This window comes from Rhodopseudomonas palustris HaA2, from assembly GCF_000013365.1.
Classification (GTDB): Bacteria; Pseudomonadota; Alphaproteobacteria; order Rhizobiales; family Xanthobacteraceae; genus Rhodopseudomonas; species Rhodopseudomonas palustris_J.
On the sequence record NC_007778.1, the window covers coordinates 2,051,976 to 2,078,397 of the forward strand.

Genomic DNA, 26,422 nt, shown 5'->3' on the forward strand with positions numbered 1-26,422 from the left:
TAGCTAATGTCGTCCGGCCGAAAATCGATTAACCGATATTATGCGAACCCTGCGCTCAAAACAATCCTGACATGCGCGATTTTTTGGTGCGGCGTTTCGCATCGGTGGACGTGAAGCGCTTTGCCGGGGTCGGCAAAGCGCGCATTGATGAGGAATCGACCGGCGGCCTATCGGCGCCGGAACTGACCCCGCGGCGGGCCGCTGCGCGGTGCGCCGGTCCCGCCCGGACGCTCGTCCTTGTGGCGGAAGATAAGCCGGCCCTTCTCCAGATCGTAGGGCGACATCTCGATCGTGACCCGGTCGCCGGCCAGCGTCTTGATGCGGTTCTTCTTCATTTTGCCTGCGGTATAGGCAACGATCTCGTGTCCGGCGTCCAGCTGGACACGATACCGCGCGTCGGGAAGGATTTCGGTCACCAGTCCTTCGAACTGGATCAGCTCTTCTTTAGCCATCGTGATCTCCAGATCGGTCTTGATCAGCGTTGCGGGCGTTGATTGGTGGTCTTTGCGGGGCGATCATTCTTGCGCTGCAAAAATGCGACGCCCTGCAGGCCTTCGGCCTGTCCGCCGTGCTGGGGCCGTACCGCCGGTTCGTGCCGGGCCGCGTCCGGGTTGCGTCCGGCATTCGGGCCGCCGGCGCGTCGCGGGCGGCGCGGGTCGTTCGATCCGGGAGCAGCGTCGCCGCGGGCCGCGTGCGGTGCGGCGCCGTTGCGCTGGCCGCCGCTGCGCTGCTGGCCATTGCGCTGCTGGCCGTTGCGCTGGCCGCCACGCTGCGGCGCGGTGGACGGCGCGGGCTTCGCGCCCGGGGTGCGATGGTCTTCCTTCGGCAGCGCGATCCGGATCAGCTTCTCGATGTCGCGCAGATAGCCGGTCTCTTCGCCGCCGGCGCACAGCGAGATCGCGGTGCCCTCGGCGCCGGCGCGCGCGGTGCGGCCGATCCGGTGGACGTAGGTCTCGGGAATGTTCGGCAGGTCGAAATTGACGACGTGGGAGACGCCGTCGACATCGATGCCGCGGGCGGCGATATCGGTGGCGACCAGCGTGCGCAGTTCGCCGGTACGGAACGCCGCGAGCACGCGCTCGCGATAGTTCTGCGATTTGTTGCCGTGGATGGCGTCGGCGGTGATGCCGGCGCGCTGCAGGCCCTTCACCACCTTGTCGGCGCCGTGCTTGGTGCGCGTGAACACCAGCGCCTGGTTGACGCCGTCCTGCTGCAGGATGGTGGCGAGCATCGCCGGCTTGGCGGAGTGATCGAGATGGATCACGCGCTGGTTGATGCGCTCGACGGTGGAGGCCACCGGCGTCACCGCGACGCGGGCCGGATCGCGCAGCATCTGCTCGGCGAGGTCGGCGATGTCCTTCGGCATGGTGGCCGAGAAGAACAGCGTCTGGCGCTTGATCGGGAGTTTCGCGACGATCTTCCGGATGTCGTTGATGAAGCCCATGTCGAGCATGCGGTCGGCTTCGTCGAGCACCAGGAACTCGACCTGGCCGAGGCGCAGCGCGTTGCTCTGCACGAGGTCGAGCAGGCGGCCCGGGGTGGCGACCAGCACTTCCACGCCCTGCATCAGCGAGCGGACCTGGCGGCCCATCGGCACGCCGCCGATCGCCAGCGTCGCGCTGAGGCGGATGTGGCGGCCATAGGCGTTGAAGCTGTCGAGGATCTGCCCGGAGAGTTCGCGGGTCGGGCTCAGCACCAGGACGCGGCAGGTCTTCGGCTGCGGCTTGATGCGGTTTTCAAGGATGCGGTGCAGGATCGGCAGCGCGAAGGACGCGGTCTTGCCGGTGCCGGTCTGGGCGATGCCGACGACGTCGCGACCGGCGAGGGCGAGGGGAATGGTCTGCGCCTGGATCGGCGTCGGGACGGTGTAATTTTCTTCCTGAAGCGCACGGGAGATGGGATCGGCGAGGCCGAAATCCTGAAACGAGGTCAAAAGATTGGTTCTTTCCATGGTGAAAGCAGCCGCCCGACGGCTTTGGTCGGGTGCTGCGCAAACCGGGACGCTCGCGTGTTTGGAGCGTCGGCTCTAATCGGCTGAAAGACGAGCCAGAAGCCGAACTTCGATATCGAGATCATCGATATCGAAAACACGGGGATCAGAACACGCGGCTCGCGGCGACCTGATGATTCTCAAGGTCTTGGAACACATATGGAACATCAAAGCGGCGCTTTCAAGGTCAAATCGCACAAAGGTGGCGTTCGCTGCCGAGCAGAATTTAGTCAGGTTCCATTTCGTGCACGCAAGATGGGCGGATTGTTTAATGGCGCGGCAAAAATTATGCTCATTTTTTGATCATTCTGACTCATGCGGCTTTTTCATCACGTCGTTTTCCGGATGATTATCAACTAGTTAACTGCCACTCCGGGCATGGCACGCTTCTTGCGATTCCTTCTGATGCAGACGGCCGTGGGGCCGGGGCAAAACATTCTGCGTCAGGGAGATAATACCGCATGCGTATTGGATCAAAGCATCATCAGGCGACGCCGGTCAGCCGGCGCAAATGGCTGGCGGCCGCCGCCGGTCTGGCCATCGGCCTGTCGACCTTCGCGCCCGCCAAGGCTGCCGACGACACCATCAAGGTCGGCGTGCTGCACTCTCTGTCCGGCACCATGGCGATCAGCGAAACCACGCTGAAGGACACGGTGCTGTTCCTGATCGACGAGCAGAACAAGAAGGGCGGCGTGCTCGGCAAGAAGCTCGAGGCGGTCGTGGTCGATCCGGCGTCGAACTGGCCGCTGTTCGCCGAGAAGGCCCGCGAGCTGATCACCAAGGACAAGGTCTCGGTGGTGTTCGGCTGCTGGACCTCGGTGTCGCGCAAATCGGTGCTGCCGGTGTTCAAGGAGCTGAATTCGATCCTGTTCTATCCGGTGCAGTACGAAGGCGAGGAGAGCGAGCGCAACGTGTTCTACACCGGCGCCGCGCCGAACCAGCAGGCGATCCCGGCGGTCGATTATCTCGCCAAGGAAGAAAAGGTGCAGCGCTGGGTGCTGGCCGGCACCGACTACGTCTATCCGCGCACCACGAATAAGATTCTGGAAGCCTACTTGAAGTCGAAAGGCGTCAAGCAGGAAGACATCATGATCAATTACACGCCGTTCGGTCATTCCGACTGGCAGACCATCGTCGCCGACATCAAGAAGTTCGGCTCGGCCGGCAAGAAGACCGCCGTGGTCTCGACCATCAACGGCGACGCCAACGTGCCGTTCTACAAGGAACTCGGCAACCAGGGCATCAAGGCCACCGACATTCCGGTGGTGGCGTTCTCGGTCGGCGAAGAAGAACTCGCCGGCATCGACACCAAGCCGCTGCTCGGCCATCTCGCCGCCTGGAACTACTTCCAGTCGATCAAGGACCCCGAGAACGAGAAGTTCATCAAGGCCTGGCAGGCCTACACCAAGAACCCGAAGCGCGTGACCAACGACCCGATGGAAGCCACCGTGATCGGCTTCAACATGTGGGTGAAGGCGGTCGAGAAGGCCGGCACCGTCGACGCCGACAAGGTGATCGACACGCTGCCGGGCACCAAGGCGCCGAACCTGACCGGCGGCACCTCGGAAATGCTGCCGAACCACCACATCACCAAGCCGGTGTTCATCGGCGAGATCAAGGGTGACGGCCAGTTCGACGTGGTCTGGAAGACCCCGGGCCTGGTCCCCGGCGACGCCTGGTCGAAGGAGCTCGACGGCTCCAAGGACCTGATCGGCGACTGGGTGACGCTGAAGTGCGGCAACTACAACACCGTGACCAAGAAGTGCGGCGGCCAGGGGACCTGATCAGGCACCTGATCGTCCGCTGACAGACTCACCAAGAGGAGAGGGCGGCGACGCCGGTTCCGCGCCGCCCTCTCGCCCTTCGACGCTACGCCTCGTTTCTCCGACGCACCGCACCTTCATCCTTGCCGGGACATTTCAGTGCCGTTGATCCATTTGCTGCGCCCCTTGCTGTCGCGCCTGTTATTCGCCGCCGTCGCGCTCGTTGTGCTTCATGTCGCGACCCAGCCGGCGCTGGCCGGTCCCTATGAGGATGCCGTCGCGCAGTTCGCCGCGGGTTCGTTCTCCGACACCGAGGAAGCGATCGGCAGACTGGTCGCGTCGGCACATCCGCGCGCCGCCACCATCATCGTCGCGCTGCAGGACGGTCGATTGTTCGCCGACCCCGACGCCAAGACCGTGTTCATCAAGGCCGGGGACGGCGCGATCAGCAATGCGGTGACCGGCGAGGCCGTTGCCGCGCTGCCGGCGAAGGCCGAGGCGGTTCGCCTCAACAACAAGCTGCGTCGCGCGGTGTCCGGCGCGATGGCCGGGCTGACGCTGCTGTCGCCGGATCTGACCAAGCGCATCCAGGCGGCGCAGTCGGTGTTCAAGACCCACGACGAGACCATGCTGCCGACGGTCGAGACCGCGCTGCAGGCCGAGAAAAACGCCGCCGCCCGACAGGCCTTCGCCGAGGCGCGCGCGTCGATCCTGCTGTTCAAAACGGACGCCTCCGACGTCGACAAGCTCGACGCCATCGCCACCCTCAAGGCGCGCGGCGATCAGGAGGCGATGGCGCTCCTGACCGGTGTGCCGGGCGGGCAGAGCGCGGCGGTGGCGAGCGGCATCGCATCCGCCAAGGCCGCGATCGAGCGCAATCTGGCGCTGTGGTCGATGGTGCAGAACGCCTGGTACGGGCTGTCGCTCGGCTCGGTGCTGCTGCTGGCCGCGATCGGCCTCGCCATCACCTTCGGGGTGATGGGCGTGATCAATATGGCGCATGGCGAGATGGTGATGCTCGGCGCCTACACCACCTTCGTGGTGCAGGAGACCATCCGCACCTCCTATCCGGCGCTGTTCGACTATTCGCTGCTGATCGCGGTGCCGCTGGCCTTCCTGGTTGCGGGCGCGATCGGCGTGCTGATCGAGCGCAGCGTGATCCGCTTCCTCTACGGTCGCCCGCTGGAGACGCTGCTGGCGACCTGGGGCCTGTCGCTGATTCTGCAGCAGGCGGTGCGCACGCTGTTCGGCCCGACCAATCGCGAGGTCGGCAATCCGTCCTGGATGAGCGGCGCGTTCGAGCTCGGCCAGATTACCATCACCTATAACCGGCTGTGGATTCTGTGCTTCACGCTCGCCGTGTTCGTCATTCTCTTGGCGATGCTGCGCTACACCGCGCTTGGCCTCGAAATGCGCGCGGTGACACAGAACCGCCGGATGGCGGCGTCGATGGGCATCGCCACCTCACGGGTCGATGCGCTGACCTTCGGATTGGGTTCCGGCATCGCCGGCATCGCCGGGGTGGCGCTGTCGCAGATCGATAACGTCAGCCCCAATCTCGGCCAGAGCTACATCATCGACTCTTTCATGGTCGTGGTGTTCGGCGGCGTCGGCAATCTGTGGGGCACGCTGGTCGGTGCCTTCACGCTCGGCATCGCCAATAAATTCCTGGAGCCGGTCGCCGGCGCGGTGCTGGCCAAGATCGCGATCCTGGTGCTGATCATCCTGTTCATCCAGAAACGCCCCCGCGGCCTGTTCGCGCTCAAGGGCAGGGCGGTGGAGGCATGAGGATGGTTAGTTCGGTGCCATTGAGAATCTGCGAGTCGCAGCCGAACTCCCTCTCCCGCTTGCGGGAGAGGGCTGGGGTGAGGGCACTTGCCACGAGCTCCGTGCCCGCGGACCCCCACCCCCGACCCCTCCCCGCAAGGGGGAGGGGAGCGCGCCGTGCTCGGCGGGACTCCACGTTGCTTCACGGCACAGCCGTCATCCTGAGGTGCCCGCGCGGCGCGCGGGCCTCGAAGGATGACAGCCGCGGGGGCCTGTCATGACCCCGCACATCCTCACCCGCTCGCTCAATCGCAGCGCGACGATTTTCCTGCTGGTGCTCGCCGTGGTCGGCGTGCTGCTGCCGCTGTCGAATCTGCTGCTGCCGGAAGGCTCGCTGCTGCACGTGCCGACCTATCTGATCTCGCTGTTCGGCAAATATGTCTGCTACGCGCTGCTAGCGCTATCGATCGACCTGATCTGGGGCTATTGCGGCATCCTCTCGCTCGGCCACGGCGCGTTCTTCGCGCTCGGCGGCTACGCCATGGGGATGTATCTGATGCGCCAGATCGGCGATCGCGGCGTCTATGCCAATCCGGTGCTGCCGGACTTCATGGTGTTCCTGAACTACAAGGAACTGCCGTGGTACTGGCACGGCTTCGACATGTTCTGGTTCGCCGCGCTGATGGTGCTGGTGGTGCCGGGCCTCTTGGCGTTCTGCTTCGGCTGGCTGGCGTTCCGCTCGCGCGTCACCGGCGTGTATCTGTCGATCATCACCCAGGCGATGACCTACGCGCTGCTGCTCGCGTTCTTCCGCAACGATTTCGGTTTCGGCGGCAACAACGGCCTGACCGACTTCAAGGACATCCTCGGCTTCAACGTTCAGGCCGACGGCACCCGCGCCGCGCTGTTCGTGCTGAGTTGTCTCGCGCTCGGCATCGGCTTCCTGATCTGCCGCGCGGTGGTGACCTCCAAGCTCGGCAAGGTGCTGATCGCGATCCGCGACGCGGAATCGCGCACGCGGTTCCTCGGCTACCGCGTCGAATCCTACAAGTTGTTCGTGTTCACGCTGTCGGCCTGCATGGCCGGCGTCGCCGGCGCGCTGTATGTGCCTCAAGTGGGGATCATCAATCCGGGTGAATTCGCTCCGGCGAACTCGATCGAGGCGGTGATCTGGGTCGCGGTCGGCGGCCGCGGCACGCTGGTCGGCGCGGCGCTCGGCGCCATCGTGGTCAACTACGCCAAGACGGTGTTCACCTCCGGCCCCTTGGCGCCGTACTGGCTGTTCATGCTCGGCGCGCTGTTCGTGCTGGTGACGCTGCTGCTGCCCAAGGGGATCATCGGCACCTTCAACGCCTGGTGGGAAGGCCGCAAGGAGGAGGGCGCGGAGAGAGACAAGGCGCAGCGCGACAGCGGGATCGCCGCCGCAGCCGACAGTGCTGCGCGCGAGGACGGCGTGATCGAACCGACCATGGTGAAGCGATGAGCCTGCTGGAAACCCGCACCACCTCGGCGATGCTGTATCTCGACGGCGTCCACGTCTCGTTCGACGGCTTCCACGCCATCAACAATCTGTCGCTGACGCTCGAGCCCGGCGAGATGCGCGCCATCATCGGCCCGAACGGCGCCGGCAAGACCACGATGATGGACATCATCACCGGCAAGACCAAGCCGGACAAAGGCGAGGTGGTGTTCGACGGCACGGTGGATCTGACCAAGCTCGACGAGACCCGGATCGCCACGCTCGGCATCGGCCGCAAATTCCAGAAGCCGACGGTGTTCGAAAGCCAGACCATCGAGGACAATCTGCTGCTGGCGCTCAATGTCGATCACCGCGTCCGCGGCACGCTGTTCTGGCGGCGCAGCGAGCCCGAGAGCAAGCGGATCGACCGCGTGCTGGAGATCATCAAGCTCGGCGACGCGCGCGACCGGCTCGCCGGCTCGCTGTCGCACGGCCAGAAGCAATGGCTCGAAATCGGCATGCTGCTGGCGCAGGACCCGAAACTGTTACTGGTCGACGAGCCGGTGGCCGGCATGACCGACGTCGAGACCCATCAGACCGCCGAACTCCTGAAAGAGATCAACAGCCACGACAAGACCGTCGTGGTGGTCGAGCACGACATGACCTTCGTGCGCGAACTCGGCGTCAAGGTGACGTGCCTGCACGAAGGCACCGTGCTGGCGGAAGGAAGCATCGACGACGTCTCGGCGAACGAGCGTGTCGTCGAAGTGTATCTGGGGCGGTGAAGGATGAGTATTCCTAGGATGTTTTACGCGACGCTGCCACACGCGCTCCCCGTCATCGCCCGCGCAGGCGGGCGACCCAGTATTCCAGAGCGTTCCATGCTCACCGAGACGCTGCGGCGTACTGGATCCCCCGCTTTCGCGGGGGATGACAACGGTGATGGGATTGCCGCCGTCCGCCGAACACAGTCTGAGGCAGCCCGATGCTGAACGTGGACAACATCAGCCTGTATTACGGCGCGGCGCAGGCACTCCGCGGGGTGTCGATCGCCGCCGAACCCGGCAAGGTCACCTGCGTGCTCGGCCGCAACGGTGTCGGCAAGACCAGCCTGTTGCGCGCGATGGTCGGCCAGCAGCCGATCGCGTCCGGGTCGATCACCTTCGACGGCGCCGACATCTCGCAGCTGAAGCCTTATGAGCGGGCGCGGCGCGGCATCTCGCTGGTGCCGCAGGGGCGCGAGATCTTTCCGCTGCTCACCGTCGAGGAAAATCTCAAGACCGGATACGCGCCGCTGAAGCGCGCCGACAAGTCGATCCCCGACGACGTGTTCTCGCTGTTTCCCGTGCTGAATTCGATGCTGGGCCGGCGCGGCGGCGACCTCTCCGGCGGGCAACAACAGCAATTGGCGATCGGCCGCGCGCTGGTGATGCGGCCGAAGCTGCTGTTGCTCGACGAGCCGACCGAGGGCATCCAGCCCTCGATCATCAAGGACATCGGTCGGGCGATTTCCTATTTGCGCAGCCTCGGCAACATCGCCATTGTGCTGGTCGAGCAATATCTCGATTTCGCCTGCGAACTCGGCGACAGCTTTGCGGTGATGGATCGCGGCGCAGTGAAATACACCTGCGACCGCGCCACCCTCGACCCCGCCGAGATCAGCCGGCAGATGGCGTTGTAGGACGACTTTGACTCATCAGCTCCGGCATAACCACGCGCGCCCCTCTTCACCTCTCCCCGCGCGCGGGGAGAGGTCGATCGGCGTCGCGCAGCGATGCCGATCGGGTGAGGGGGCGTCTCCGCATAGCCGAGAGTCCGTGACGCGCGTCGCCCCTCACCCCACCCCTCTCCCCGCAAGAGCGGGGCGAGGGAGCGCGCTGTGCGTGTGGCGAACTCATCGATCGATCGGAAGCGCCGCGTTCACCTCTCCCCGCGCGCGGGGAGAGGTCGGATCGTCGCGCAGCGACGATCCGGGTGAGGGGGCGTCTCCCCGCGGCCGAGCCTCGAAGATCTGCGCCGCCCGGATGCGATCGAGCCGAGAGTCAGCGACGCGCGTCGCCCCCACCCCAACCCTCCCCCGCAAGAGCGGGAAAGGGAGCGCGCTGCCGTTGGCGCTATTCTGCGGCGACAACGCATGATCCAGGCCGAAACCAGTGCGGCCGACTCCGCGGTGTTCGCCGGCAACCGCGCGCAGGGCGCGGTGCGGTTCGACGTCCGCGCCGTCGACGGCGTCACGCGGCGCGGGCAGTTGCACGAATCCGGCTCGCTGCGCGTCCGCTTTCCGTCACCCGAGCAGCAGGGCCTCTCGGCCGTGCTGGTCAATACCGCGGGCGGCATCGCCGGCGGTGATCGCTTCGGCGTCGACATCGCGGTCGGCGAAAGCGCGCGGCTGACGTTGACCACCGCCGCCGCCGAGAAGATCTACCGCTCGCACGGCCCGGCGGCGCAGCTCGACATCGCGTTGCAGGTCGCCGAGGGCGGTCATCTGGCGTGGCTGCCGCAGGAAACCATCCTGTTCGACCAGGCCCGGGTCGAGCGCCGCATCGACATCGATCTCGCCGCCGGCGCCTCGCTGCTGCTGTGCGAATCCGTGATCTTCGGCCGCTCGGCGATGGGCGAGACGATGCGCAGCGGCCGTTTCACCGATCGCTGGCGGCTGCGGATCGGCGGCAAACTGGTGTTCGCCGAAACCGTTCGGCTCGACGGCGACATCGGCGCATTGCTGGGCCGGCCGGCGGTGGCGAAGGGCGGCGTCGCCATCGGCACCGCGCTGATCGCGCCCGGCGATGCCGCGCTGGTCGCGCGGCTGCGCGAGGATGCGGACGGCTTCGGTGCAGAGGTCGGCATCACCGCCTGGAATGGAATTGCAATGGCGCGGTTCTGCGCTCAAGATGCGGCCAAGCTGCGCGCCGACATGATGGCGGTGCTGCGCCGCGCCGCCGGCCGCGCGCTGCCGCGGCTGTGGCTCGGTTAGTTCGCTCCGCCCAACGACCTCTGCAATCGATCGAGTGCCTGCATGAATCTCTCCCCCCGCGAAAAGGACAAGCTGCTGGTGTCGATGGCGGCGATGGTGGCGCGCCGCAGGCTGGAGCGCGGCGTCAAGCTCAACCATCCCGAGGCGATCGCGCTGATCTCCGATTTCATCGTCGAGGGCGCCCGCGACGGCCGCACCGTCGCCGAATTGATGCAGGCCGGCGCGGAAGTCATCACCCGCGAGCAGTGCATGGACGGCATCGCCGAGATGATCCACGACATCCAGGTCGAGGCGACGTTCCCGGACGGCACCAAGCTCGTCACCGTGCACCAGCCGATCAGGTGAGTCGGGTACGACATATCAACTCGTCATGCCCGGGCTCGACCCGGGCATCCACGCGCCGCCTGGCACTGAAGACGTGGATGGGCGGGACAAGCCCGGCCATGACGAATAGCAAATCAATGAGGTCGCGATGATCCCCGGTGAACTGTTGATCGAAGACGGCGAGATCGAACTCAATGCCGGCCGCGCCACGGTGACGCTGAGCGTCGCCAACACCGGCGACCGGCCGATCCAGGTCGGCTCGCATTATCATTTCTTCGAAACCAACCCGGCGCTCCGCTTCGACCGCGACAAAGCCCGCGGCATGCGGCTCGACATCGCCGCCGGCACCGCGGTCCGCTTCGAGCCCGGCCAGACCCGCGACGTGCAACTCGTGGCGCTCGCGGGCAAGCGCGTCGTCTACGGCTTCCGCGGCGACGTGATGGGCAAGCTGTAGATGACCGACCTCGTTCTCGTCTCCCGCGCCGCCGATTTCGCCGCGCGGTGCCATGCCGGGCAGCGCCGCAAGGGCGCGGCGAAGGAGCCCTACGTCAATCATCTCGCCGAAGTCGCCGAGCTGCTGGCGGTGGCGACCGACGGCTCCGACGCAGCGCTGGTCGCGGCCGGCTGGCTGCACGACACCGTCGAGGATTCCGGCACGACCCGCGACGAATTGATCGAGCAGTTCGGCGACGACGTCGCCGCGCTGGTGATCGAATGCACCGACGACAAGACGTTGCCGAAGGCCGAGCGCAAGCGGCTGCAGATCGAGCACGCGCCGCATCTGAGCGGCCGGGCGCGGATGGTCAAGCTCGCCGACAAGATCAGCAATCTGCGTTCGCTGATCTTCTCGCCGCCCGACGATTGGGAGCGCGAGCGGCTGATCGACTATCTCGATTGGGCCGACCGGGTCGTCGCCGGCTGCCGCGGCGTCAACGGTTATCTCGAACGCATCTACGACGAAACCGCCTCGTCCGGGAGGGCCGTGTTGTGAGCACCAGAATCTCGCGTTCCGTCTATGCCGACATGTTCGGTCCGACCACCGGCGACCGCGTCCGGCTCGCCGACACCGATCTGATCATCGAGGTCGAGAAGGACTACACGACCTATGGCGAGGAGGTGAAGTTCGGCGGCGGCAAGGTGATCCGCGACGGCATGGGGCAGAGCCAGGTCACCAACAAGGACGGCGCCGCCGACACGGTCATCACCAACGCGGTGGTCGTCGATCACTGGGGCATCGTCAAGGCCGACGTCGCGATCAAGGCCGGCATGATTCATGCGATCGGCAAGGCCGGCAATCCGGACATCCAGCCCAATGTCGATATCATCATCGGGCCGGGCACCGATATCATCGCCGGCGAGGGCAAGATCCTCACCGCCGGCGGCTTCGACAGCCACATCCATTTCATCTGCCCGCAGCAGATCGAGCACGCGCTGATGAGCGGCGTCACCACGATGCTCGGCGGCGGCACCGGCCCGTCGCACGGCACCTTCGCGACGACGTGCACGCCGGGGCCGTGGCACATCGGCCGGATGATTCAGTCGTTCGATGCCTTTCCGGTCAATCTCGGCATTTCCGGCAAGGGCAACGCGGCGCTGCCCGGCGCGCTGATCGAGATGGTCGAGGGCGGCGCCTGCGCGCTGAAGCTGCACGAGGACTGGGGCACGACGCCGGCGGCGATCGACAACTGCCTCACCGTCGCCGACGATCACGACGTGCAGGTGATGATCCATTCCGACACGCTGAACGAGTCGGGCTTCGTCGAGGACACCATCAAGGCGTTCAAGGGCCGCACCATCCACGCCTTCCACACCGAAGGCGCCGGCGGCGGTCACGCGCCGGACATCATCAAGGTCGCCGGCCTGGCGAACGTGCTGCCGTCGTCGACCAATCCGACCCGGCCGTTCACCCGCAACACCATCGACGAGCATCTCGACATGCTGATGGTGTGCCACCATCTCGATCCGTCGATCGCCGAAGATCTGGCCTTCGCCGAGAGTCGCATCCGCAAGGAGACGATCGCGGCGGAGGATATTCTTCACGACCTCGGCGCGCTGTCGATGATGTCGTCGGACAGTCAGGCGATGGGCCGGCTCGGCGAAGTCATCATCCGCACCTGGCAGACCGCCGACAAGATGAAGAAGCAGCGCGGAAGCCTGCCGCAGGACTCGTCGCGCAATGATAATTTCCGGGTCAAGCGCTACATCGCCAAGTACACCATCAATCCGTCGATCGCGCATGGCGTGTCGAAGCTGATCGGTTCGGTCGAGACCGGCAAGATGGCGGATCTGGTGCTGTGGTCGCCGGCGTTCTTCGGCGTCAAGCCGGATTGCATCATCAAGGCGGGCATGATCGTGGCGGCGCCGATGGGCGATCCCAACGCCTCGATCCCGACGCCGCAGCCGGTGCACTACCAGCCGATGTTCGGCGCCTATGGCCGCGCGCTCACCGCGTCGTCGGTGGTGTTCACCTCGCAGGCCGCCGCGGCCGGCCCTCTCGCGCGCGACCTCGGCATCGCCAAGGCGCTGTATCCGGTCAGCAATGTCCGTGGCGGCATCTCGAAGAAGAGCATGATCCACAACGACGCCACGCCGACCATCGAGGTCGATCCCGAAACCTACGAAGTCCGCGCCGACGGCGAACTCCTGACCTGCGCCCCCGCCGAAGTGCTGCCGATGGCGCAGCGCTACTTCATGTACTGACGGCGGCGTCCGAACTGCCGCAGCGCCGCCCGCGCGGGCGGCCCGGCGAAAAAATCCGGAAAGCAGTTGTCGGCCCGGCGGTCCACGCTTCGTCATTGAAGCAGACGAACCGCTGGAGCAGCTCTGGTTTTGAGGGAATCCCCGCCGTCATCCTGAGGTGCCCGCTGGACCGCGCATGCGCGGCCCAGCGGGCCTCGAAGGATGAGCCGCAAGCACCTTGGTCGCATCCTTCGAGGCGCGCAAGAGCGCGCACCCCGGATCAAGTCCGGGGCAAGCTCTCAGGATGACGACTCCGCACTCGAGAATGCCGCGCTGCTTCAATCATTCGATGAAGTGTTCAAGGAGAACCGACCATGCGATTTATGATGCTGATGATTCCGAAGGGCTACGAGACCGCGGCGCCGGGCGAGATGCCCGAGGCCGATGCGGTCGCGGCGATGATGAAATACAACGAGGCGCTGCAGCAGGCCGGCGTGCTGATCACCTGCGATGGCCTGCATCCGCCGTCGATGGGCGCGCGCGTCAGCTTCGCCGGCGGCAAGCCGCTGGTCACCGACGGGCCGTTCGCCGAGGTCAAGGAAGTGCTCGGCGGCTACTGGATGATCGACGTCGCCTCGCGCGACGAGGCGATCGCCTGGGCCAGCCGCTGCCCGGCCGGTCCGAACGAGATCATCGAGATCCGTCAGGTCCAGGAGATGGAGGATTTCCCGGCCGATGTGCAGGCGGCGGCGAGAGGATTCGAGACCATGCAGGGCCGCGCCTGAGCATCTCTCGGTCGAAATTTCGATGGCGCCGTGCCCCGGATGCCGCGCAGCGCGCCGCCTCTTTGCGGCGTGGTGCGCGTCTGATCCGGGGGCCCGGTGACGTCGGCGCTCGACCGGGGGCCTTGCAGCGGAGCGGGGCACTGCGTGCCGCACCGCGCCGGAATTTCGCCGCAAGCAGTTCCGGTGCTCGTTGCGCGTCGACGCCGGCGCCGGCCCGCCGTCGAAAGCCGTGACCTTTGCATCCCGCTGATGTAAAAGCCCTTCACATGAGCTGGCGCAAGGAAGAGCGCCGCGCCGAGCGCGGCTATCATCACGGCAATCTGAAGGAGGCGCTGCTGCAGGCGGCGCTCGGGCTGATCGCGGAGAAGGGGCCTGCCGGCTTCACCTTCGCCGATGCCGCGCGGATGGCCGGCGTCAGCCCGGCCGCGCCGTATAGGCACTTCCGCGATCGCGAGGAATTGCTCTCGAACATCGCCTACCGCGGCTTCGAACTGTTCGAGCAGGTGCTCGCCAAGGCCTGGGACGACGGCCGTCCCGACACGCTCACGGCGTTCAAGCGGGTCGGCTCGGCCTATCTCGCCTTCGCCCGCAGCGAGCCGGCCTACTACTCGGCGATGTTCGAATCCGGCGTTCCGGTCGACGCCAATCCGCTGCTGATGACGGCGTCGGAACGCGCCTTCAATGTGATTCGCGCCGCCGCCGAACGGCTCGCCGCGCTCACGCCGCCGGGAGTCGCGAGGCCGCCGGCGCTGATGATGGCGCTGCACATCTGGTCGATGTCGCACGGCATCGCCTCGCTGTTTGCCCGTGGCGATGCCGCGCGGCGCAAGCTGCCGATGGCCGCGGAAGAGCTGCTGGAAGCCGGCGTGCTGATCTATCTGCGCGGCCTGGGATTCCCGGCCGACCTTCGGTCACAGCCGGAAAAGCCTGCAGAACCAAAGCGTTCCGGACCGTGGGGCGCGGCCCCGCAATAGTCGCGCTCACCACGATGTGAGCGCCGCGCGAAATTGTCGCCCCGACCGGAACCCGCTCTGGCTTGACAAAACCGTAGATTGGCTTAGCTATGTAAATGTTATTTACATTCACACCGGCGGTTGCCGGTCATGGAGAGGCAAATGGCGAACGCCGCTGACTACAATCGATGGGGCCCGACCCAACAGCGCTATCAGCCCGCGCCGCGGTCGTCCTGGAGCCCGGGTTGGATCCTGCTGACGGTGGCCGGCTTCATCGTCTGGTGGCCGATCGGATTGGCACTTCTCTTCTACACACTCTGGAGCAGAAACATGGGTTGCTGGGATCGCGGTGATCGCTTCTCCAACAAGATGGAGCGGATGCAGTACAAGATGGAGCGGATGCGCGAGCGCATGGACCGCGGCGGCTTCGGCTTCGGCCCGCCGTCGAGCGGCAACCGCGCCTTCGACGAATATCGCAGCGAGACGCTGCGCCGGCTCGAGGAAGAGCAGGTCCAGTTCAAGGACTTCCTCGAGCGCCTGCGCCACGCCAAGGACAAGGAAGAGTTCGACGCCTTCATGGCGCAGCACCGCACCAAGCCGGCGGCGTCGCCCGACGCGCCGCAGCAGGGCTGATCGTCTCGTCGAAGCAGTGACTTCCATCGCCATCGCCGCCCGCCTGTGACCCAGGCGGGCGGCTTTGTTTTGCGGCGTTTCCGAAATAGTCTCGCGGCCATGTCACAGCGCCCGGTGCCGTCTCGTCCTGTCCTCAGTGAACCGCAGGAGAGACCGATGAAGCCCCGCCTGAACCCCGCCGCCGCCGCGCCCGACGCCTACAAGGCGATGATCGCGCTCGAGACCACCATCAAGGCCAGCGGCCTCGAACCGAGCCTGATCGAACTGGTGAAGATGCGCGCCTCGCAGATCAACGGCTGCGCGTTCTGCCTCGATATGCACAGCAAGGACGCCCGCGCCCATGGCGAGACCGAGCAGCGGCTGTATCTGCTGAACGCCTGGCGCGAGTCGCCGGCGTATACGGATCGCGAGCGCGCCGCGCTGGCCTGGGCCGAAGCGCTGACGCTGGTCGCGCAGACCCACGCGCCGGATGCGGACTACGAACTGCTCACGCAGCATTTCAGCGCGGCCGAGCAGGCCAATCTCACCATCCTGATCGGCGCGATCAACACCTGGAATCGGATCGCGATCGGCTTCCGCCTGATCCATCCGGTCGCACCCGCCCTCCATGCCAAAGCCTCCTGAGCCCACGATCAGCGACGACGCCGCAGCGAGCTTCGCAACGCTGCGCGCGCGGCTGGTCCGCGTCGCCTATCGCATGCTCGGCTCGGTCGCCGAGGCCGAAGACGTGGTGCAGGACGCTTACTTGCGCTGGCACCGGACCGATCGCGCCGAGGTGCGCGATCCCGCGGGGTTTCTGACCCGGACCGTGACCCGGCTGTGCCTCGACGTGCTGAAATCGGCGCGGCTCAGGCGCGAGACCTATATCGGACCATGGCTGCCCGAGCCGCTGATCGCCGATCCGTGCGAGGACGAGGGCGACGACATCACGCTCACCTTGATGCTGGCGCTGGAGCGGCTGTCGCCGCTCGAGCGCGCGGCGTTCCTGCTGCACGACGTGTTCGGCCTCGGCTTCGACGAGATCGCCCGCACCCTCGACCGCGACGCCGCCGCCTGCCGCCAGCTCGCCGCGCGCGCCCGCGGCCATGTCCGGGCCGAGCGGCCGCGCTTTCCGGTGTCGGAGGAGCGCGGCCAGGCGATCGCCGGGGCGTTCTTCGAGGCGTCGCGCAGCGGCGATCTGAAGGCGCTGACCGCGCTGCTCGCCGACGACGTGGTGTTCTACGGCGACGGCGGCGGCAAGCGCCCGGCGACGCTGAACCCGATCTTCGGCCTCGCCAAAGTGGCCCGGCTGTTCGAAGGCCTCGCGCGCAAGCATGCCCCCGGTGCGTCGGTCGTGGTCTCGACCGGGCGCATCGACGGGCTGCCCGGCTTCGTCACCACCGAGCCCGACGGGCTGATCCAGACCACCGCGCTCGCCATCGAACACGACCGCATCGTCGCGATCTATGTGGTGCGCAATCCGGACAAGCTGCGCCATCTGCTGGCGCTCTCGGCCGTCCCCGCGCGGCCCTGAGCGGTGAGCGGGCGACCCCGCAGCGCCGCCCTGCTCGGGTGATCACGGGTATTTTCCCGCCGATCGTAACCGCTTCTTAACCCTGATTAGCGTTTGGTTAGGGGCGTCAAGATGCGCTGTCAGCCCTCGTTTTGACACGTTGGCAGGGGATTGAGGGCCCGGCTTTGGACGGGCCATCCCAACTGACAACGCGAAACTCTGGCGGCAGCGCTTCTTGCCAGAACGGCGCATGGCTGCGGGGAACCGGGGCCGGCGCCAGATCGGCTCCCGCCGCACCCCTTGCGTGAGAGGATAATCGACATGAACCCGGCCGACGTGACTCAGTCAGCCATGCCGCTGGTGTCCGCCGACATGTCGCTGATCGGACTGTTCTGGCAGGCCCACTGGATCGTCAAATCGGTGATGCTGGGACTGATCGGCTGCTCGGTCTGGGTCTGGGCGATCGCGATCGACAAGCTGATCCTCTATTCCCGCACCAAGCGCGCGATGGACCGCTTCGAGCAGGCGTTCTGGTCCGGCGAGTCGATCGACGATTTGTACCGCACCCTGTCGGCCAAGCCGACGCATTCGATGGCGGCCTGCTTCGTCGCGGCGATGCGCGAGTGGAAGCGGTCGTTCGAAAGCCATTCGCGCTCCTTCGCCGGCCTGCAGATGCGGATCGAGAAGGTGATGAACGTCTCGATCGCGCGCGAAGTCGAACGGCTGGAGCGACGGCTGCTGGTGCTGGCGACGGTCGGCTCCGCCGGTCCGTTCGTCGGCCTGTTCGGCACCGTCTGGGGCATCATGTCGAGCTTCCAGTCGATCGCCGCGTCCAAGAACACCTCCCTGGCGGTGGTCGCCCCCGGCATCGCCGAGGCGCTGTTCGCCACTGCCATCGGCCTGATCGCCGCAATTCCGGCGACAATTTTCTATAACAAGTTCACGTCCGAGGTGAACCGCCAGACCCAGCGGCTGGAGGGTTTCGCGGACGAGTTCTCGGCCATCCTGTCGCGGCAGATCGACGAGCGCGCATGAGCCGGATGAAGGTGAGCGCAAGGTGAGTCCCAGACCATGTCGATGAACCTAGCGGCAGGCGGCGGAGGCGGCGGCAGACGTCGCCGGGGCAAGCGCCCGGTGATGGCGGAGATCAACGTCACGCCGATGGTCGACGTGATGCTGGTGCTGCTGATCATCTTCATGGTCGCGGCGCCGCTGCTCACCACGTCGATCGACATCGACCTGCCGGTCGCGCGCGGCGGCGCGCAGATCCAGTCGAACACGCCGCCGCTGACGCTGTCGGTGAAGCGCACCGGCGGCGGCTGCAATTCGCAGGTCGAACTCTATGTCGGCGACAGCCCGGTCGCGCCGGCGGAGATCGAGGCGAAGATCAAGGCGATCCGGACGACGCGGTCGGAGACCGACAACGTGGTCTATCTTCGGGGCGACAAGGACGTCTGCTATACCGACATGATGAAGCTGCTGGGCCAGATCCGCACCGCGGGCTTCAAGGCGAATATCGTGATCGTGCCGGAGCAGGGCTCGTAACCCGAGGATGAGGCGAGGCATCCGCCGCCGGTGAGGATGGAGCAGGTATCCTGAAGCTGAAGATCGACAAGACATTGGCGGCGTCCGTGGCGTTGCACGTTCTCGTGCTCGGCTGGGCCATGCTGTCTTTCTCGTCGAAGGCCTTCGAGCTCGAGCCGCAGGATTCCGTCGCGGTCGATACCATCTCGGAGGATCAGCTCGCCAAGGTGATGGCCGGGATGCGCTCCGGCAAGAAGGAAAACCCCAAGCCGCTGGTCGAGAAGGTCGCCGAGGCCAAGCCGGTCGAGGACACCGTCGGCAAGATCAACGACAAAAAGCCGCCGGTGGTCACCGATACCTCGCCGCCGCCGCAGCCCAAGACCGAAGAAAAGCCGGTCGAGAAAAAGCCCGATCCGCCGAAGCCGGTGGTCAAGGAAGAGCCGAAGAAAGAAGAGCCGAAGAAGGCCGAGAAGAAGCCGGAGCCGGCGAAGGAAGAAGCCAAGGAAGCCGAGAAGAAGCCGGAGCCCAAGGTCGATCCGATCGCCGAAGCGCTGAAGAAGGAAGAGAAGAAAAAACCGCCGCCGAAGCCGGCCGAGGCCGCCGCCAAGCCACCGGAGCCGGTCAAGCCGAAGGCCGAGCGGGTGTTCGACCAGTCGAAGATCGCTGCCTTGCTCGACAAGCGCGATCCGACGCGGCAGGCGGTCGCCGGCGACGCGCTGAATTCGAACGCGGCGCTGGGGCTATCGAAGGGCAGCGCGGCGAACAATGCCGCAACCTGGGGCGCGATGTTCCAGTCGCAGGTCGAGCGCTGCTGGAAAAAGCCGTATGGCGGCATCGAGGCGCAGCGCGCCGAAGCCGCCTTCGTGATCCGGCTGAAGCGCGACGGCACGCTGGAGTCGATGCCGCAGCCCGAGGGCCATCCGGCGACGCCCTATTTGCGCGTGTATCAGGAGAGCGCGCTGCGGGCGATCATCGAGTGCCAGCCCTACAAGCTGCCGCCGGCGTTCTTCGAGGAATGGAAATACTTCGCGCCCGTGTTCACCGACCGGCGGACCTGATGCGAAGCTTGCTGACGATCGCCGGCGCTCCGCCGCGTGCGACATCCGACTGACCGATGGATTGCCCGAACATGCCGCTCCACATCAATCGTAGACAAATGCTCCTCTCCGCCGCGACTGCCGCGGGCGCGCTGGCGCTCGGACCGGCGCGCGACGCGTTCGGCCAGGCCCGCGTGCAGATCACCGAGGGCAACGTCGCGCCGCTGCCGATCGCGATCCCGAATTTCGTCGCCGGCACGCCGTCGGACAATGAAGTCGGCGGCGGCGTCGCCCAGGTCATCACCAACAATCTCAAGCGCAGCGGCCTGTTCGCGCCGATCGACCAGGCCGCCTATGTCGAGAAGATCACCAACATCGACGTGCCGCCGCAATTCAAGAGCTGGACCAGCATCAACGCCCAGGCGCTGGTGACCGGCCGGATGACGCGGCAGTCGGACGGGCGGCTGAAGGCCGAATTCCGGCTGTGGGACGTCGCCACCGGCCAGCAGCTCGCCGGCCAGCAATACTTCACCTCGCCGGAATATTGGCGCCGCATCGCCCACATCATTTCCGATCAGATCTACGAGCGGCTGACCGGCGAGAAGGGTTACTTCGACAGCCGCGTGGTGTTCATCGACGAGAGCGGCCCGGCGGACCGCCGCGTCAAGCGGCTGGCGCTGATGGATCAGGACGGCGCCAATGTCCGCTACCTCACGCGCGGCAGCGACCTGGTGCTGACGCCGCGGTTCTCGCCGTCGACCCAGGAAATCACCTATATGGAGTTCGGCCAGGGCGACCCGAAGGTCTATCTGTTCAACATCGAGACCGGGCAGCGCGAGATCGTCGGCAATTTCCCCGGCATGTCGTTTGCGCCGCGCTTCTCGCCGGACGGCCAGCGCATCATCATGAGCCTGCAGCAGGGCGGCAATTCGAACCTGTTCGTGATGGATCTCCGCTCCAAATCGACGACGCGGCTGACCGACACGCCGGCGATCGACACCTCGCCGTCCTACTCGCCCGACGCCGCGCGGATCTGCTTCGAGTCCGATCGCGGCGGCAAGCCGCAGATCTATGTGATGCCGGCCAGCGGCGGGCAGGCGCAGCGCATCTCGTTCGGCGACGGCAGCTACTCGACCCCGGTGTGGTCGCCGCGCGGCGACTACATCGCCTTCACCAAGCAGGGCGGCGGTCAGTTCGCGATCGGCATCATGAAGCCGGACGGCTCCGGCGAGCGCATCCTGACCTCGGGCTTCCACAACGAAGGGCCGACCTTCGCCCCCAACGGTCGGGTGCTGATGTTCTTCCGCGATCCCGGCGGCAATGCCGGCCCGTCGCTGTTCACCGTCGACGTCTCCGGGCGCAACGAACTGCGCGTTCCGACGCCCGGCTACGCCTCGGACCCGGCCTGGTCGCCGCTGCTGTCGTAAACGTTAAGGTTTTCTTGACGTCTTCACGCCGGCCGTTTCGGTGTTCGGGAGCGCGATCGTAACGCCCTAAAAAGCCGAAGTATTTTGGGGTTTCGCGGAGTCGCGTAACGTCTCGCTAATCATCTTCACTCAGAAAGAGTTCATCTGCTCGGGATATAACGGGGCTGAAAGGACCGCTTGCGCCTGATGCAGCTTGCCAGCCAAAAACACGACGCCGATCCTGAGATGTCGCCGGCTATCCACGCCGGGCTGGTCGAGTCGCTATTCATGAATCCGGCGCCGATGATCGTCGGCGCGTTCGGGCCCGCGATCGCCGGATCGGTGATCGGGTTCGTCACCGGCAATGTCTGGAATTGGCTCTGCGTTCCCCTGTTTGTCCTGGTCGGTATCGCGCGCGCGATGCAGATGCGCCGCTACCGCGAGCGGAACGCGCCGCTTTCGCAGCACGATGCCGATGTCTGGGAAAAGCGCTACCGGCTTGGCGCGATCACGCACGGCATTTCGCTCGGCATCTGGTCGTTGGTGGTCCTGCTGGATACGCAGGACACCGGCGCGCACATGCTCTGCATCACCACCGTCGTGGCCTACACATCGGCGGGCGTCGGCCGCACCTTCGGACGGCCCAAGATCTTTCATCTCCAGGTGCTGTTGAGCTGCGGACCTTTGATCATCGCGTTGATCATGGTCGGTGGCATCTACTATCTGGCGCTGGCTCTGCTCAGCACGGTGTTCTTCATCGCCATCCGGCAGGTGACGTCGAGCTTGCAGCGGATCTATCTCGACGCCTGGATCGGTCGGGAGCGGGAGGCGGCGCTGGCACACCAGTTCGATACGGCGCTGAACAACATGCCGCACGGCCTGTGCATGTTTCGCGCCGACGGGCGGCTGGCGGTGATGAACAATCGCTTCGCTGAAATGATGAAGCTCGGCGGTGCGCTGGCCGAAGGCTCCCCGAGCGCGACCGAGATCGTCGCGACCTGCGTGACGGTGGGCGCCATTTCGGCGTCGAGCGGCCGCCTGATTCTGTCCGAGATCGACAATTCCCTGGCCGGTGAGATCGTCACCGTCGGCGACGAGCCGGCGCCGCGCTCTTTGTCCTGGACATTCCAGCCGATGCCCGGCGGCGGCACGGTGGTGCTGGTCGAGGACATCACCGAACGCCGCAACGCCGAAGCGCGCATCGTGCATCTGGCGCGTTACGACGAACTCACCACGTTGCCGAACCGGGTGCAGTTCCGTGACGAAATCGAACGGATCCTCTCGCTCGAGCACGGCCACGGCAAGACGCGGCTGTCGGCACTGCTGTTCATCGATCTCGATCAGTTCAAACAGGTCAACGACACGCTCGGCCATCCCTTGGGCGACCGGCTGCTGTGCGCGGTCGCGGACCGGTTGCGCGACATGCTGCGGCCGGAGGACTTCGTGGCGCGGTTCGGCGGCGACGAGTTCGTCGTTTTCCAGCAGAACGTCCGCTCCGACGAGGACGCGGCCGTGCTGGCGCGGCGGATCGTCGAGCGGCTCAGCGACCGCTATCTGATCGAGCATCACGTCGTCGAGATCGGCGCCTCGATCGGCATCGCGATGACCTCGCCCGGCATTCGCGCCGACATCCTGCTGAAAAACGCCGACATGGCGCTGTATCGCGCCAAGGCCGACGGCCGCGGCACCTTCTGCTTTTTCCGCGAGGAGATGGCGCACACCGTCGAGGCGCGCCGCATTCTCGAACTCGATCTGCGCAAGGCGCTCGCCAACGAGGAGTTCGAGCTCTACTACCAGCCGCTGGTCAATCTCAAGACCGGACGGATCACGACCTGCGAGGCGCTGCTGCGCTGGAATCATCCGGTGCGCGGCACCGTGTCGCCGGTCGACATCATCCCGGTCGCCGAAGAAATGGGCCTGATCGTCGATCTCGGTCGCTGGATCCTGCGCAAGGCGTGCATGGAATGTATGATGTGGCCGAAGCAGGTCAGCGTTGCGGTCAACTTCTCCTCGCAGCAATTCCATCAGCGCGATATCCTCAACGAGGTGCGCTACGCGCTCGAGGTGTCGGGCCTGCCGGCCAGCCGGCTCGAAATCGAGATCACCGAGTCCTCGCTGCTGCGCAACACCCAGTTCACCCACGACGCGCTCGCGCAATTGCATGGCGAGGGCGTGCGGATCGCGCTCGATGATTTCGGCACCGGCTATTCGAGCCTGAGCTATCTGCACACGTTCCCGCTGCAGAAGGTCAAGATCGATCGCTCCTTCCTCGAGGGCATCGACAGCGACCGGCCGCTCACGCTGCTGCGTGGCGTGGCGCGGTTGAGCGCCGATCTCGGCATGTCCGTGGTGGTCGAGGGCATCGAGACCAACGAGCAGCTCGAGCTGATCAGTGCCGACGGCACCGTCACCGAAGCGCAGGGCTATTTGTTCAGCCGCCCGGTTCCCGCTGCCCGCGTCCGGAAGCTGCTGACCGCCTCGCACGGCGAGCGTCAGAAGGACGGCAAGGTGCTGTCGATTCCGCTCCGCTCCATCGCCTGATCCGACCATCGATCGCCTGAGCCGCGCGGAGATTTCGCAGGTCTGATTAACCCTAACGTTTCAAATGCTTTGCTTCGTCATTAAGGGGCCGTTAACGTTCGTTAATACGATTTCAGGTACGGTTTTGGGTTAGGGGAATCGACATGGATGCCGCCCGGCAGGGACAGCAGGAGGGCCGCGTTGCCGTCCGCCGACGTGAGTTGCTCGACAAGGTCGAGTATCGGCTGGCCGAGACGGACGCCGAGCGCGCCGCGATCTACCGACTGCGGTACCGCGCCTATCTGAAAGAGGGCGCGATCGATCCGAACCCCCAGGGCATCGTGTCCGATCGCTATGACAACCTGCCGAACTCCTGGATCTTCGGGATCTTCTTCGAGGGGGAGCTGACCAGCTCGCTCAGAATCACGGTGGCGTCGCCGGACAATCAGGCTTGTCCGTCGATGGACGTGTTTCCCGATCTGCTCGAGCCTTGGCTTTCGGACGGCAAGGTGATCGTCGATCCGACCCGGTTCGTCTCCGATCCCGATCGCACCAATCGGGTGCCCGAGCTCGCTTATCTGACCTTGCGGCTGGCCTATGTGGCTTGCGAGCACTTTCGTGCCGACATCGGGCTGGCCTCGGTGCGCGCCGAGCACCAGGCTTTCTATCGCCGCGTGTTCATGAGCGCGGTCTGCCCGCCGCGGGTGTATCCTGGCCTGAAGAAGCCGATCGGGCTGATGGAGATCGATTTCCCCGTCACGCATATGAAGGTGTTTGCGCGCTATCCGTTCTTGCGCTCGACGGCCTTCGAACGACACAAGCTGTTCACGCGGACGACGGCGCGATCCGCGTCGCCCCGGCTCGCCGAGGTTCCCTTCGCCACGATCGACCACCAGCACATCTAGAGCAGTTCTGCTTTTGATGGAATCACCGCCGTCATCCTGAGGTGCCCGCTGGGCCGCGCCATGCGCGGTCCAGCGGCCTCGAAGGATGAGCCGCAGGTGCCTTGGCCGCATCCTTCGAGGCTCGCTGCGCTCGCACCTCAGGATGACGACTCCGCACGCGAGAATGCCGCGTTGCTTCAATCAAGCGATGAAGTGCTCTAGACGGCCTGTCTTGCGAACGTTGATCCCGCGCCGCGCAGCTTCGGAGCTGTGGCGGCCGGTGCATCGTCGCTTGCGCAGGTGCGACTCGACGATGGCTGCGGCCATTGCCAGGCGGGGCGGAAGGCCGCCCAATGGTCATTCGGGCGTACCCGATCCCCGAAGTGTCATCGGACCGCGCGCCCGGCCTTCACCGTCGCGCCACATTTACACCCCATTAACCATTGCGATTGCTTTTCGCCGATCGGGGGCTTTTGATCGGAGCCGGCAAGGTCTCGTCAAGGTTGACGGAACGTTCGCTTAACCATCGCCCTGTAGACCGGATGACAGTCCGAATATCGCGAGCGTGGAGGCTCCGGAATGACACATCAGAAGCGAATCCTCCAGGGATTGAAGCTGGCCGCGGTGCTCGCGGTGGCCCTGTCGATGGGGGCTTGCGCCAATAACAAGACGGGTCTCGGTGCCGACGGCGCGATGGCCAGCGCGGCGAGCCCGGGAAGCCAGCAGGATTTCGTGGTCAATGTCGGCGATCGCGTGTTCTTCGAAAGCGATCAGACCGATCTGTCGCCGCAGGCGATCGCGACGCTCGACAAGCAGGCCCAGTGGCTGCAGAGCTACAACCGGTACTCGTTCACGATCGAGGGCCATGCCGACGAGCGCGGCACCCGCGAGTACAACATCGCGCTGGGCGCGCGTCGTGCGCAGTCGGTCCGCAACTATCTCGCCTCGCGCGGGATCGACCCGTCGCGGATGCGGACGATTTCCTACGGCAAGGAACGTCCGGTCGCGGTCTGCAACGACATCTCGTGCTGGTCGCAGAACCGCCGCGCGGTGACGGTCCTCAACGCCGGCGCCTGAGCGCGACCGCGTTCGAACAGATGCAACGGCGCCTTCGGGCGCCGTTTTTGCTTGTGATTGCGAGATGCCTGCGACCGTCCGCCGTTCCGCCAGTCACATTTTTGGCGTAGTCCAGCGGTCAATCCGGCGCTACTAATCTGGCGCGCCATCCCCAACCGTCGGGCCCCGATGTCACCCATTCATGCCCTTTCTGCGCGCAGCCTCGCGGTGTTCGCGATGCTCGCTTTCGCCGCTCCCGCGCTGGCCCAGCAATATGGCGGCGAGGTCGATCCCGAAATCCGCATCCAGCAGCTCGAAGAGCGGTTGCGCACGCTGACCGGGCAGAACGAGGAGCTGCAGTATCGCAACCGCCGGCTGGAAGATCAGGTCCGGCAATTGCAAAGCGGTGCAGGGGTTCAGCCGGCCGCACCCGGCAACGCCGCGCCGCCGCCGGCTGCCGCTGCGCAGCAACCTTCTGTCTACGGCCAGCCGCCGCAGGCACCGATCGTGCAGGATCAGCCGGTGGCGCCGCCGGCGACCGGCCGCCGCCGGGGCGATGCGTTCGATCCGAGCCAGAACCCGAACGCGCCCGGCGTGCCGCGGGCGCTCGGCGGCGGACAATTGCCGGTCCCGGCCGAGCAAAGCGGGGTGGCGGGCGCGCCGCTCGACCTGTCGAACAATTCGGGCGGTCGCTATCCCGACGCCGGCGCGCCGCCGCAACCGGCGCCGAGCGCTGCGGCCGGGGGCGGGCTGACGACGCTGCCGCCATCGGCCAGCCCGCGCGACGAGTTCGATCTCGGCATCGGCTACATGCAGCGCCGCGACTACGCGCTCGCCGAGGAGACGATGCGCAACTTCGCCAGCAAATATCCCAACGACGCCCTGACGCCGGACTCGCAATACTGGCTCGGCGAGAGCTTCTTCCAGCGCCAGATGTATCGCGACGCGGCGGAAGCCTTCCTCGCGGTCACCAGCAAATACGACAAGTCGGCGAAGGCGCCCGATGCGCTGCTGCGGCTCGGCCAGTCGCTGTCGGCGCTGAAGGAAAAGGAAGCCGCCTGCGCCGCGCTGGGCGAGATCGGCCGCAAATATCCGAAGGCATCGGCCGGCGTGAAGAAGGCGGTCGACACCGAGCAGAAGAAGCTTAAGTGCTAGGCTGACGAGAGCCCCGGCCGC

The 26,422-nt window shown here is 65.8% G+C and carries 26 protein-coding genes; 24 read left to right on the top strand and 2 right to left on the bottom strand.

Going from position 1 to position 26,422, the window contains the following annotated elements:
• Positions 1–167: 167 nt before the first annotated feature.
• Together infA and RPB_RS09030 are read right to left on the bottom strand one after the other, a co-directional pair.
• On the bottom strand, positions 168–452 hold the full coding sequence (gene infA / locus RPB_RS09025) for a translation initiation factor IF-1 (RefSeq protein WP_011440688.1): 285 nt from the start codon (positions 450–452) through the stop codon (positions 168–170).
• Between the two features lie 23 nt (positions 453–475).
• On the bottom strand, positions 476–1,951 hold the full coding sequence (locus RPB_RS09030; protein WP_011440689.1) for a DEAD/DEAH box helicase: 1,476 nt from the start codon (positions 1,949–1,951) through the stop codon (positions 476–478).
• Positions 1,952–2,149: 198 nt separating this feature from the next.
• On the opposite strand from RPB_RS09030, the gene RPB_RS24545 reads away from it, so the two are divergent.
• The 24 genes from RPB_RS24545 (at position 2,150) to ybgF (ending at position 26,401) form a co-directional block, all read left to right on the top strand.
• On the top strand, positions 2,150–2,293 hold the full coding sequence (locus tag RPB_RS24545; RefSeq protein WP_157038795.1) for a hypothetical protein: 144 nt from the start codon (positions 2,150–2,152) through the stop codon (positions 2,291–2,293).
• A 158-nt stretch (positions 2,294–2,451) separates the two neighbouring features.
• Positions 2,452–3,774, top strand: a complete 1,323-nt coding sequence (gene urtA, locus RPB_RS09035; RefSeq protein ID WP_011440690.1) for an urea ABC transporter substrate-binding protein — start codon at positions 2,452–2,454, stop codon at positions 3,772–3,774.
• Positions 3,775–3,939: 165 nt separating this feature from the next.
• A complete protein-coding gene (gene urtB / locus RPB_RS09040) occupies positions 3,940–5,541 on the top strand; it encodes an urea ABC transporter permease subunit UrtB (RefSeq protein ID WP_245258359.1) in 1,602 nt (533 codons plus the stop codon).
• Positions 5,542–5,797: 256 nt separating this feature from the next.
• Entirely contained in the window at positions 5,798–7,003 is a 1,206-nt protein-coding gene (urtC, locus tag RPB_RS09045; protein ID WP_011440692.1) for an urea ABC transporter permease subunit UrtC, read from the top strand.
• The gene (gene urtD, locus RPB_RS09050; RefSeq protein WP_011440693.1) at positions 7,000–7,764 is read left to right on the top strand and encodes an urea ABC transporter ATP-binding protein UrtD; all 765 of its coding nucleotides are present in this window, start codon (positions 7,000–7,002) and stop codon (positions 7,762–7,764) included. The genes urtC and urtD overlap by 4 nt, the downstream gene beginning before the upstream one ends.
• Positions 7,765–7,964: 200 nt before the next feature.
• Positions 7,965–8,660: an urea ABC transporter ATP-binding subunit UrtE gene (gene urtE / locus RPB_RS09055; protein WP_011440694.1), complete on the top strand. Its 696-nt coding sequence runs from the start codon at positions 7,965–7,967 to the stop codon at positions 8,658–8,660.
• A gap of 453 nt (positions 8,661–9,113) precedes the next feature.
• A complete protein-coding gene (locus RPB_RS09060) occupies positions 9,114–9,953 on the top strand; it encodes an urease accessory protein UreD (RefSeq protein WP_011440695.1) in 840 nt (279 codons plus the stop codon).
• A 42-nt stretch (positions 9,954–9,995) separates the two neighbouring features.
• Positions 9,996–10,298 carry an urease subunit gamma gene (locus RPB_RS09065; protein WP_011440696.1) on the top strand — a complete coding sequence of 101 codons (303 nt, stop codon included), beginning with the start codon at positions 9,996–9,998 and terminating at the stop codon, positions 10,296–10,298.
• A gap of 127 nt (positions 10,299–10,425) precedes the next feature.
• Positions 10,426–10,731 carry an urease subunit beta gene (locus RPB_RS09070; RefSeq protein WP_011440697.1) on the top strand — a complete coding sequence of 102 codons (306 nt, stop codon included), beginning with the start codon at positions 10,426–10,428 and terminating at the stop codon, positions 10,729–10,731.
• The gene (locus tag RPB_RS09075; RefSeq protein WP_011440698.1) at positions 10,732–11,268 is read left to right on the top strand and encodes an HD domain-containing protein; all 537 of its coding nucleotides are present in this window, start codon (positions 10,732–10,734) and stop codon (positions 11,266–11,268) included. It abuts the gene before it with no gap.
• Positions 11,265–12,977: an urease subunit alpha gene (gene ureC, locus RPB_RS09080; RefSeq protein ID WP_011440699.1), complete on the top strand. Its 1,713-nt coding sequence runs from the start codon at positions 11,265–11,267 to the stop codon at positions 12,975–12,977. The genes RPB_RS09075 and ureC overlap by 4 nt, the downstream gene beginning before the upstream one ends.
• Before the next feature lie 353 nt (positions 12,978–13,330).
• On the top strand, positions 13,331–13,741 hold the full coding sequence (locus RPB_RS09085; protein WP_011440700.1) for a YciI family protein: 411 nt from the start codon (positions 13,331–13,333) through the stop codon (positions 13,739–13,741).
• Positions 13,742–14,007: 266 nt separating this feature from the next.
• Positions 14,008–14,715: a TetR/AcrR family transcriptional regulator gene (locus RPB_RS09090; protein WP_011440701.1), complete on the top strand. Its 708-nt coding sequence runs from the start codon at positions 14,008–14,010 to the stop codon at positions 14,713–14,715.
• 141 nt (positions 14,716–14,856) lie between these two features.
• On the top strand, positions 14,857–15,327 hold the full coding sequence (locus RPB_RS09095; RefSeq protein WP_011440702.1) for a DUF2852 domain-containing protein: 471 nt from the start codon (positions 14,857–14,859) through the stop codon (positions 15,325–15,327).
• 156 nt (positions 15,328–15,483) lie between these two features.
• Positions 15,484–15,951, top strand: coding sequence for a carboxymuconolactone decarboxylase family protein (locus tag RPB_RS09100; RefSeq protein WP_011440703.1), 468 nt, complete (start codon positions 15,484–15,486; stop codon positions 15,949–15,951).
• Complete coding sequence (locus RPB_RS09105; protein ID WP_011440704.1) at positions 15,935–16,840, top strand: sigma-70 family RNA polymerase sigma factor; 906 nt, start codon at positions 15,935–15,937, stop codon at positions 16,838–16,840. Before RPB_RS09100 ends, RPB_RS09105 begins: the two co-directional genes overlap by 17 nt.
• Positions 16,841–17,140: 300 nt before the next feature.
• On the top strand, positions 17,141–17,854 hold the full coding sequence (tolQ, locus tag RPB_RS09110) for a protein TolQ (protein WP_011440705.1): 714 nt from the start codon (positions 17,141–17,143) through the stop codon (positions 17,852–17,854).
• A 36-nt stretch (positions 17,855–17,890) separates the two neighbouring features.
• On the top strand, positions 17,891–18,364 hold the full coding sequence (locus tag RPB_RS09115) for an ExbD/TolR family protein (protein WP_011440706.1): 474 nt from the start codon (positions 17,891–17,893) through the stop codon (positions 18,362–18,364).
• Positions 18,365–18,420: 56 nt separating this feature from the next.
• Entirely contained in the window at positions 18,421–19,401 is a 981-nt protein-coding gene (locus RPB_RS09120) for a hypothetical protein (protein WP_041798127.1), read from the top strand.
• A 56-nt stretch (positions 19,402–19,457) separates the two neighbouring features.
• On the top strand, positions 19,458–20,807 hold the full coding sequence (gene tolB / locus RPB_RS09125) for a Tol-Pal system beta propeller repeat protein TolB (protein ID WP_011440708.1): 1,350 nt from the start codon (positions 19,458–19,460) through the stop codon (positions 20,805–20,807).
• Between the two features lie 186 nt (positions 20,808–20,993).
• The gene (locus RPB_RS09130) at positions 20,994–23,327 is read left to right on the top strand and encodes a putative bifunctional diguanylate cyclase/phosphodiesterase (protein ID WP_011440709.1); all 2,334 of its coding nucleotides are present in this window, start codon (positions 20,994–20,996) and stop codon (positions 23,325–23,327) included.
• A 143-nt stretch (positions 23,328–23,470) separates the two neighbouring features.
• Entirely contained in the window at positions 23,471–24,211 is a 741-nt protein-coding gene (locus RPB_RS09135) for an N-acyl amino acid synthase FeeM domain-containing protein (protein WP_011440710.1), read from the top strand.
• 558 nt (positions 24,212–24,769) lie between these two features.
• The gene (gene pal / locus RPB_RS09140; protein ID WP_011440711.1) at positions 24,770–25,267 is read left to right on the top strand and encodes a peptidoglycan-associated lipoprotein Pal; all 498 of its coding nucleotides are present in this window, start codon (positions 24,770–24,772) and stop codon (positions 25,265–25,267) included.
• Positions 25,268–25,435: 168 nt separating this feature from the next.
• Entirely contained in the window at positions 25,436–26,401 is a 966-nt protein-coding gene (gene ybgF, locus RPB_RS09145) for a tol-pal system protein YbgF (RefSeq protein ID WP_011440712.1), read from the top strand.
• Positions 26,402–26,422: the final 21 nt, after the last annotated feature.

What these genes read in the sequence shown, in the direction of transcription:
- urtC (WP_011440692.1), top strand. Translation starts at nt 5,798, where the DNA reads ATGACCCCGCACATCCTCACCCGCTCGCTCAATCGCAGCGCGACGATT.
- RPB_RS09130 (WP_011440709.1), top strand. Translation starts at nt 20,994, where the DNA reads ATGCAGCTTGCCAGCCAAAAACACGACGCCGATCCTGAGATGTCGCCG.
- RPB_RS09065 (WP_011440696.1), top strand. Translation starts at nt 9,996, where the DNA reads ATGAATCTCTCCCCCCGCGAAAAGGACAAGCTGCTGGTGTCGATGGCG.
- pal (WP_011440711.1), top strand. Translation starts at nt 24,770, where the DNA reads ATGACACATCAGAAGCGAATCCTCCAGGGATTGAAGCTGGCCGCGGTG.
- RPB_RS09070 (WP_011440697.1), top strand. Translation starts at nt 10,426, where the DNA reads ATGATCCCCGGTGAACTGTTGATCGAAGACGGCGAGATCGAACTCAAT.
- tolQ (WP_011440705.1), top strand. Translation starts at nt 17,141, where the DNA reads ATGAACCCGGCCGACGTGACTCAGTCAGCCATGCCGCTGGTGTCCGCC.
- RPB_RS09095 (WP_011440702.1), top strand. Translation starts at nt 14,857, where the DNA reads ATGGCGAACGCCGCTGACTACAATCGATGGGGCCCGACCCAACAGCGC.
- urtD (WP_011440693.1), top strand. Translation starts at nt 7,000, where the DNA reads ATGAGCCTGCTGGAAACCCGCACCACCTCGGCGATGCTGTATCTCGAC.
- RPB_RS09100 (WP_011440703.1), top strand. Translation starts at nt 15,484, where the DNA reads ATGAAGCCCCGCCTGAACCCCGCCGCCGCCGCGCCCGACGCCTACAAG.
- RPB_RS09105 (WP_011440704.1), top strand. Translation starts at nt 15,935, where the DNA reads ATGCCAAAGCCTCCTGAGCCCACGATCAGCGACGACGCCGCAGCGAGC.
- urtE (WP_011440694.1), top strand. Translation starts at nt 7,965, where the DNA reads ATGCTGAACGTGGACAACATCAGCCTGTATTACGGCGCGGCGCAGGCA.
- RPB_RS09030 (WP_011440689.1), bottom strand. Translation starts at nt 1,951, where the DNA reads ATGGAAAGAACCAATCTTTTGACCTCGTTTCAGGATTTCGGCCTCGCC.
- RPB_RS09090 (WP_011440701.1), top strand. Translation starts at nt 14,008, where the DNA reads ATGAGCTGGCGCAAGGAAGAGCGCCGCGCCGAGCGCGGCTATCATCAC.
- RPB_RS24545 (WP_157038795.1), top strand. Translation starts at nt 2,150, where the DNA reads ATGGAACATCAAAGCGGCGCTTTCAAGGTCAAATCGCACAAAGGTGGC.
- RPB_RS09115 (WP_011440706.1), top strand. Translation starts at nt 17,891, where the DNA reads ATGTCGATGAACCTAGCGGCAGGCGGCGGAGGCGGCGGCAGACGTCGC.
- ybgF (WP_011440712.1), top strand. Translation starts at nt 25,436, where the DNA reads ATGTCACCCATTCATGCCCTTTCTGCGCGCAGCCTCGCGGTGTTCGCG.
- tolB (WP_011440708.1), top strand. Translation starts at nt 19,458, where the DNA reads ATGGATTGCCCGAACATGCCGCTCCACATCAATCGTAGACAAATGCTC.
- RPB_RS09085 (WP_011440700.1), top strand. Translation starts at nt 13,331, where the DNA reads ATGCGATTTATGATGCTGATGATTCCGAAGGGCTACGAGACCGCGGCG.
- RPB_RS09075 (WP_011440698.1), top strand. Translation starts at nt 10,732, where the DNA reads ATGACCGACCTCGTTCTCGTCTCCCGCGCCGCCGATTTCGCCGCGCGG.
- infA (WP_011440688.1), bottom strand. Translation starts at nt 452, where the DNA reads ATGGCTAAAGAAGAGCTGATCCAGTTCGAAGGACTGGTGACCGAAATC.
- RPB_RS09060 (WP_011440695.1), top strand. Translation starts at nt 9,114, where the DNA reads ATGATCCAGGCCGAAACCAGTGCGGCCGACTCCGCGGTGTTCGCCGGC.
- RPB_RS09135 (WP_011440710.1), top strand. Translation starts at nt 23,471, where the DNA reads ATGGATGCCGCCCGGCAGGGACAGCAGGAGGGCCGCGTTGCCGTCCGC.
- urtA (WP_011440690.1), top strand. Translation starts at nt 2,452, where the DNA reads ATGCGTATTGGATCAAAGCATCATCAGGCGACGCCGGTCAGCCGGCGC.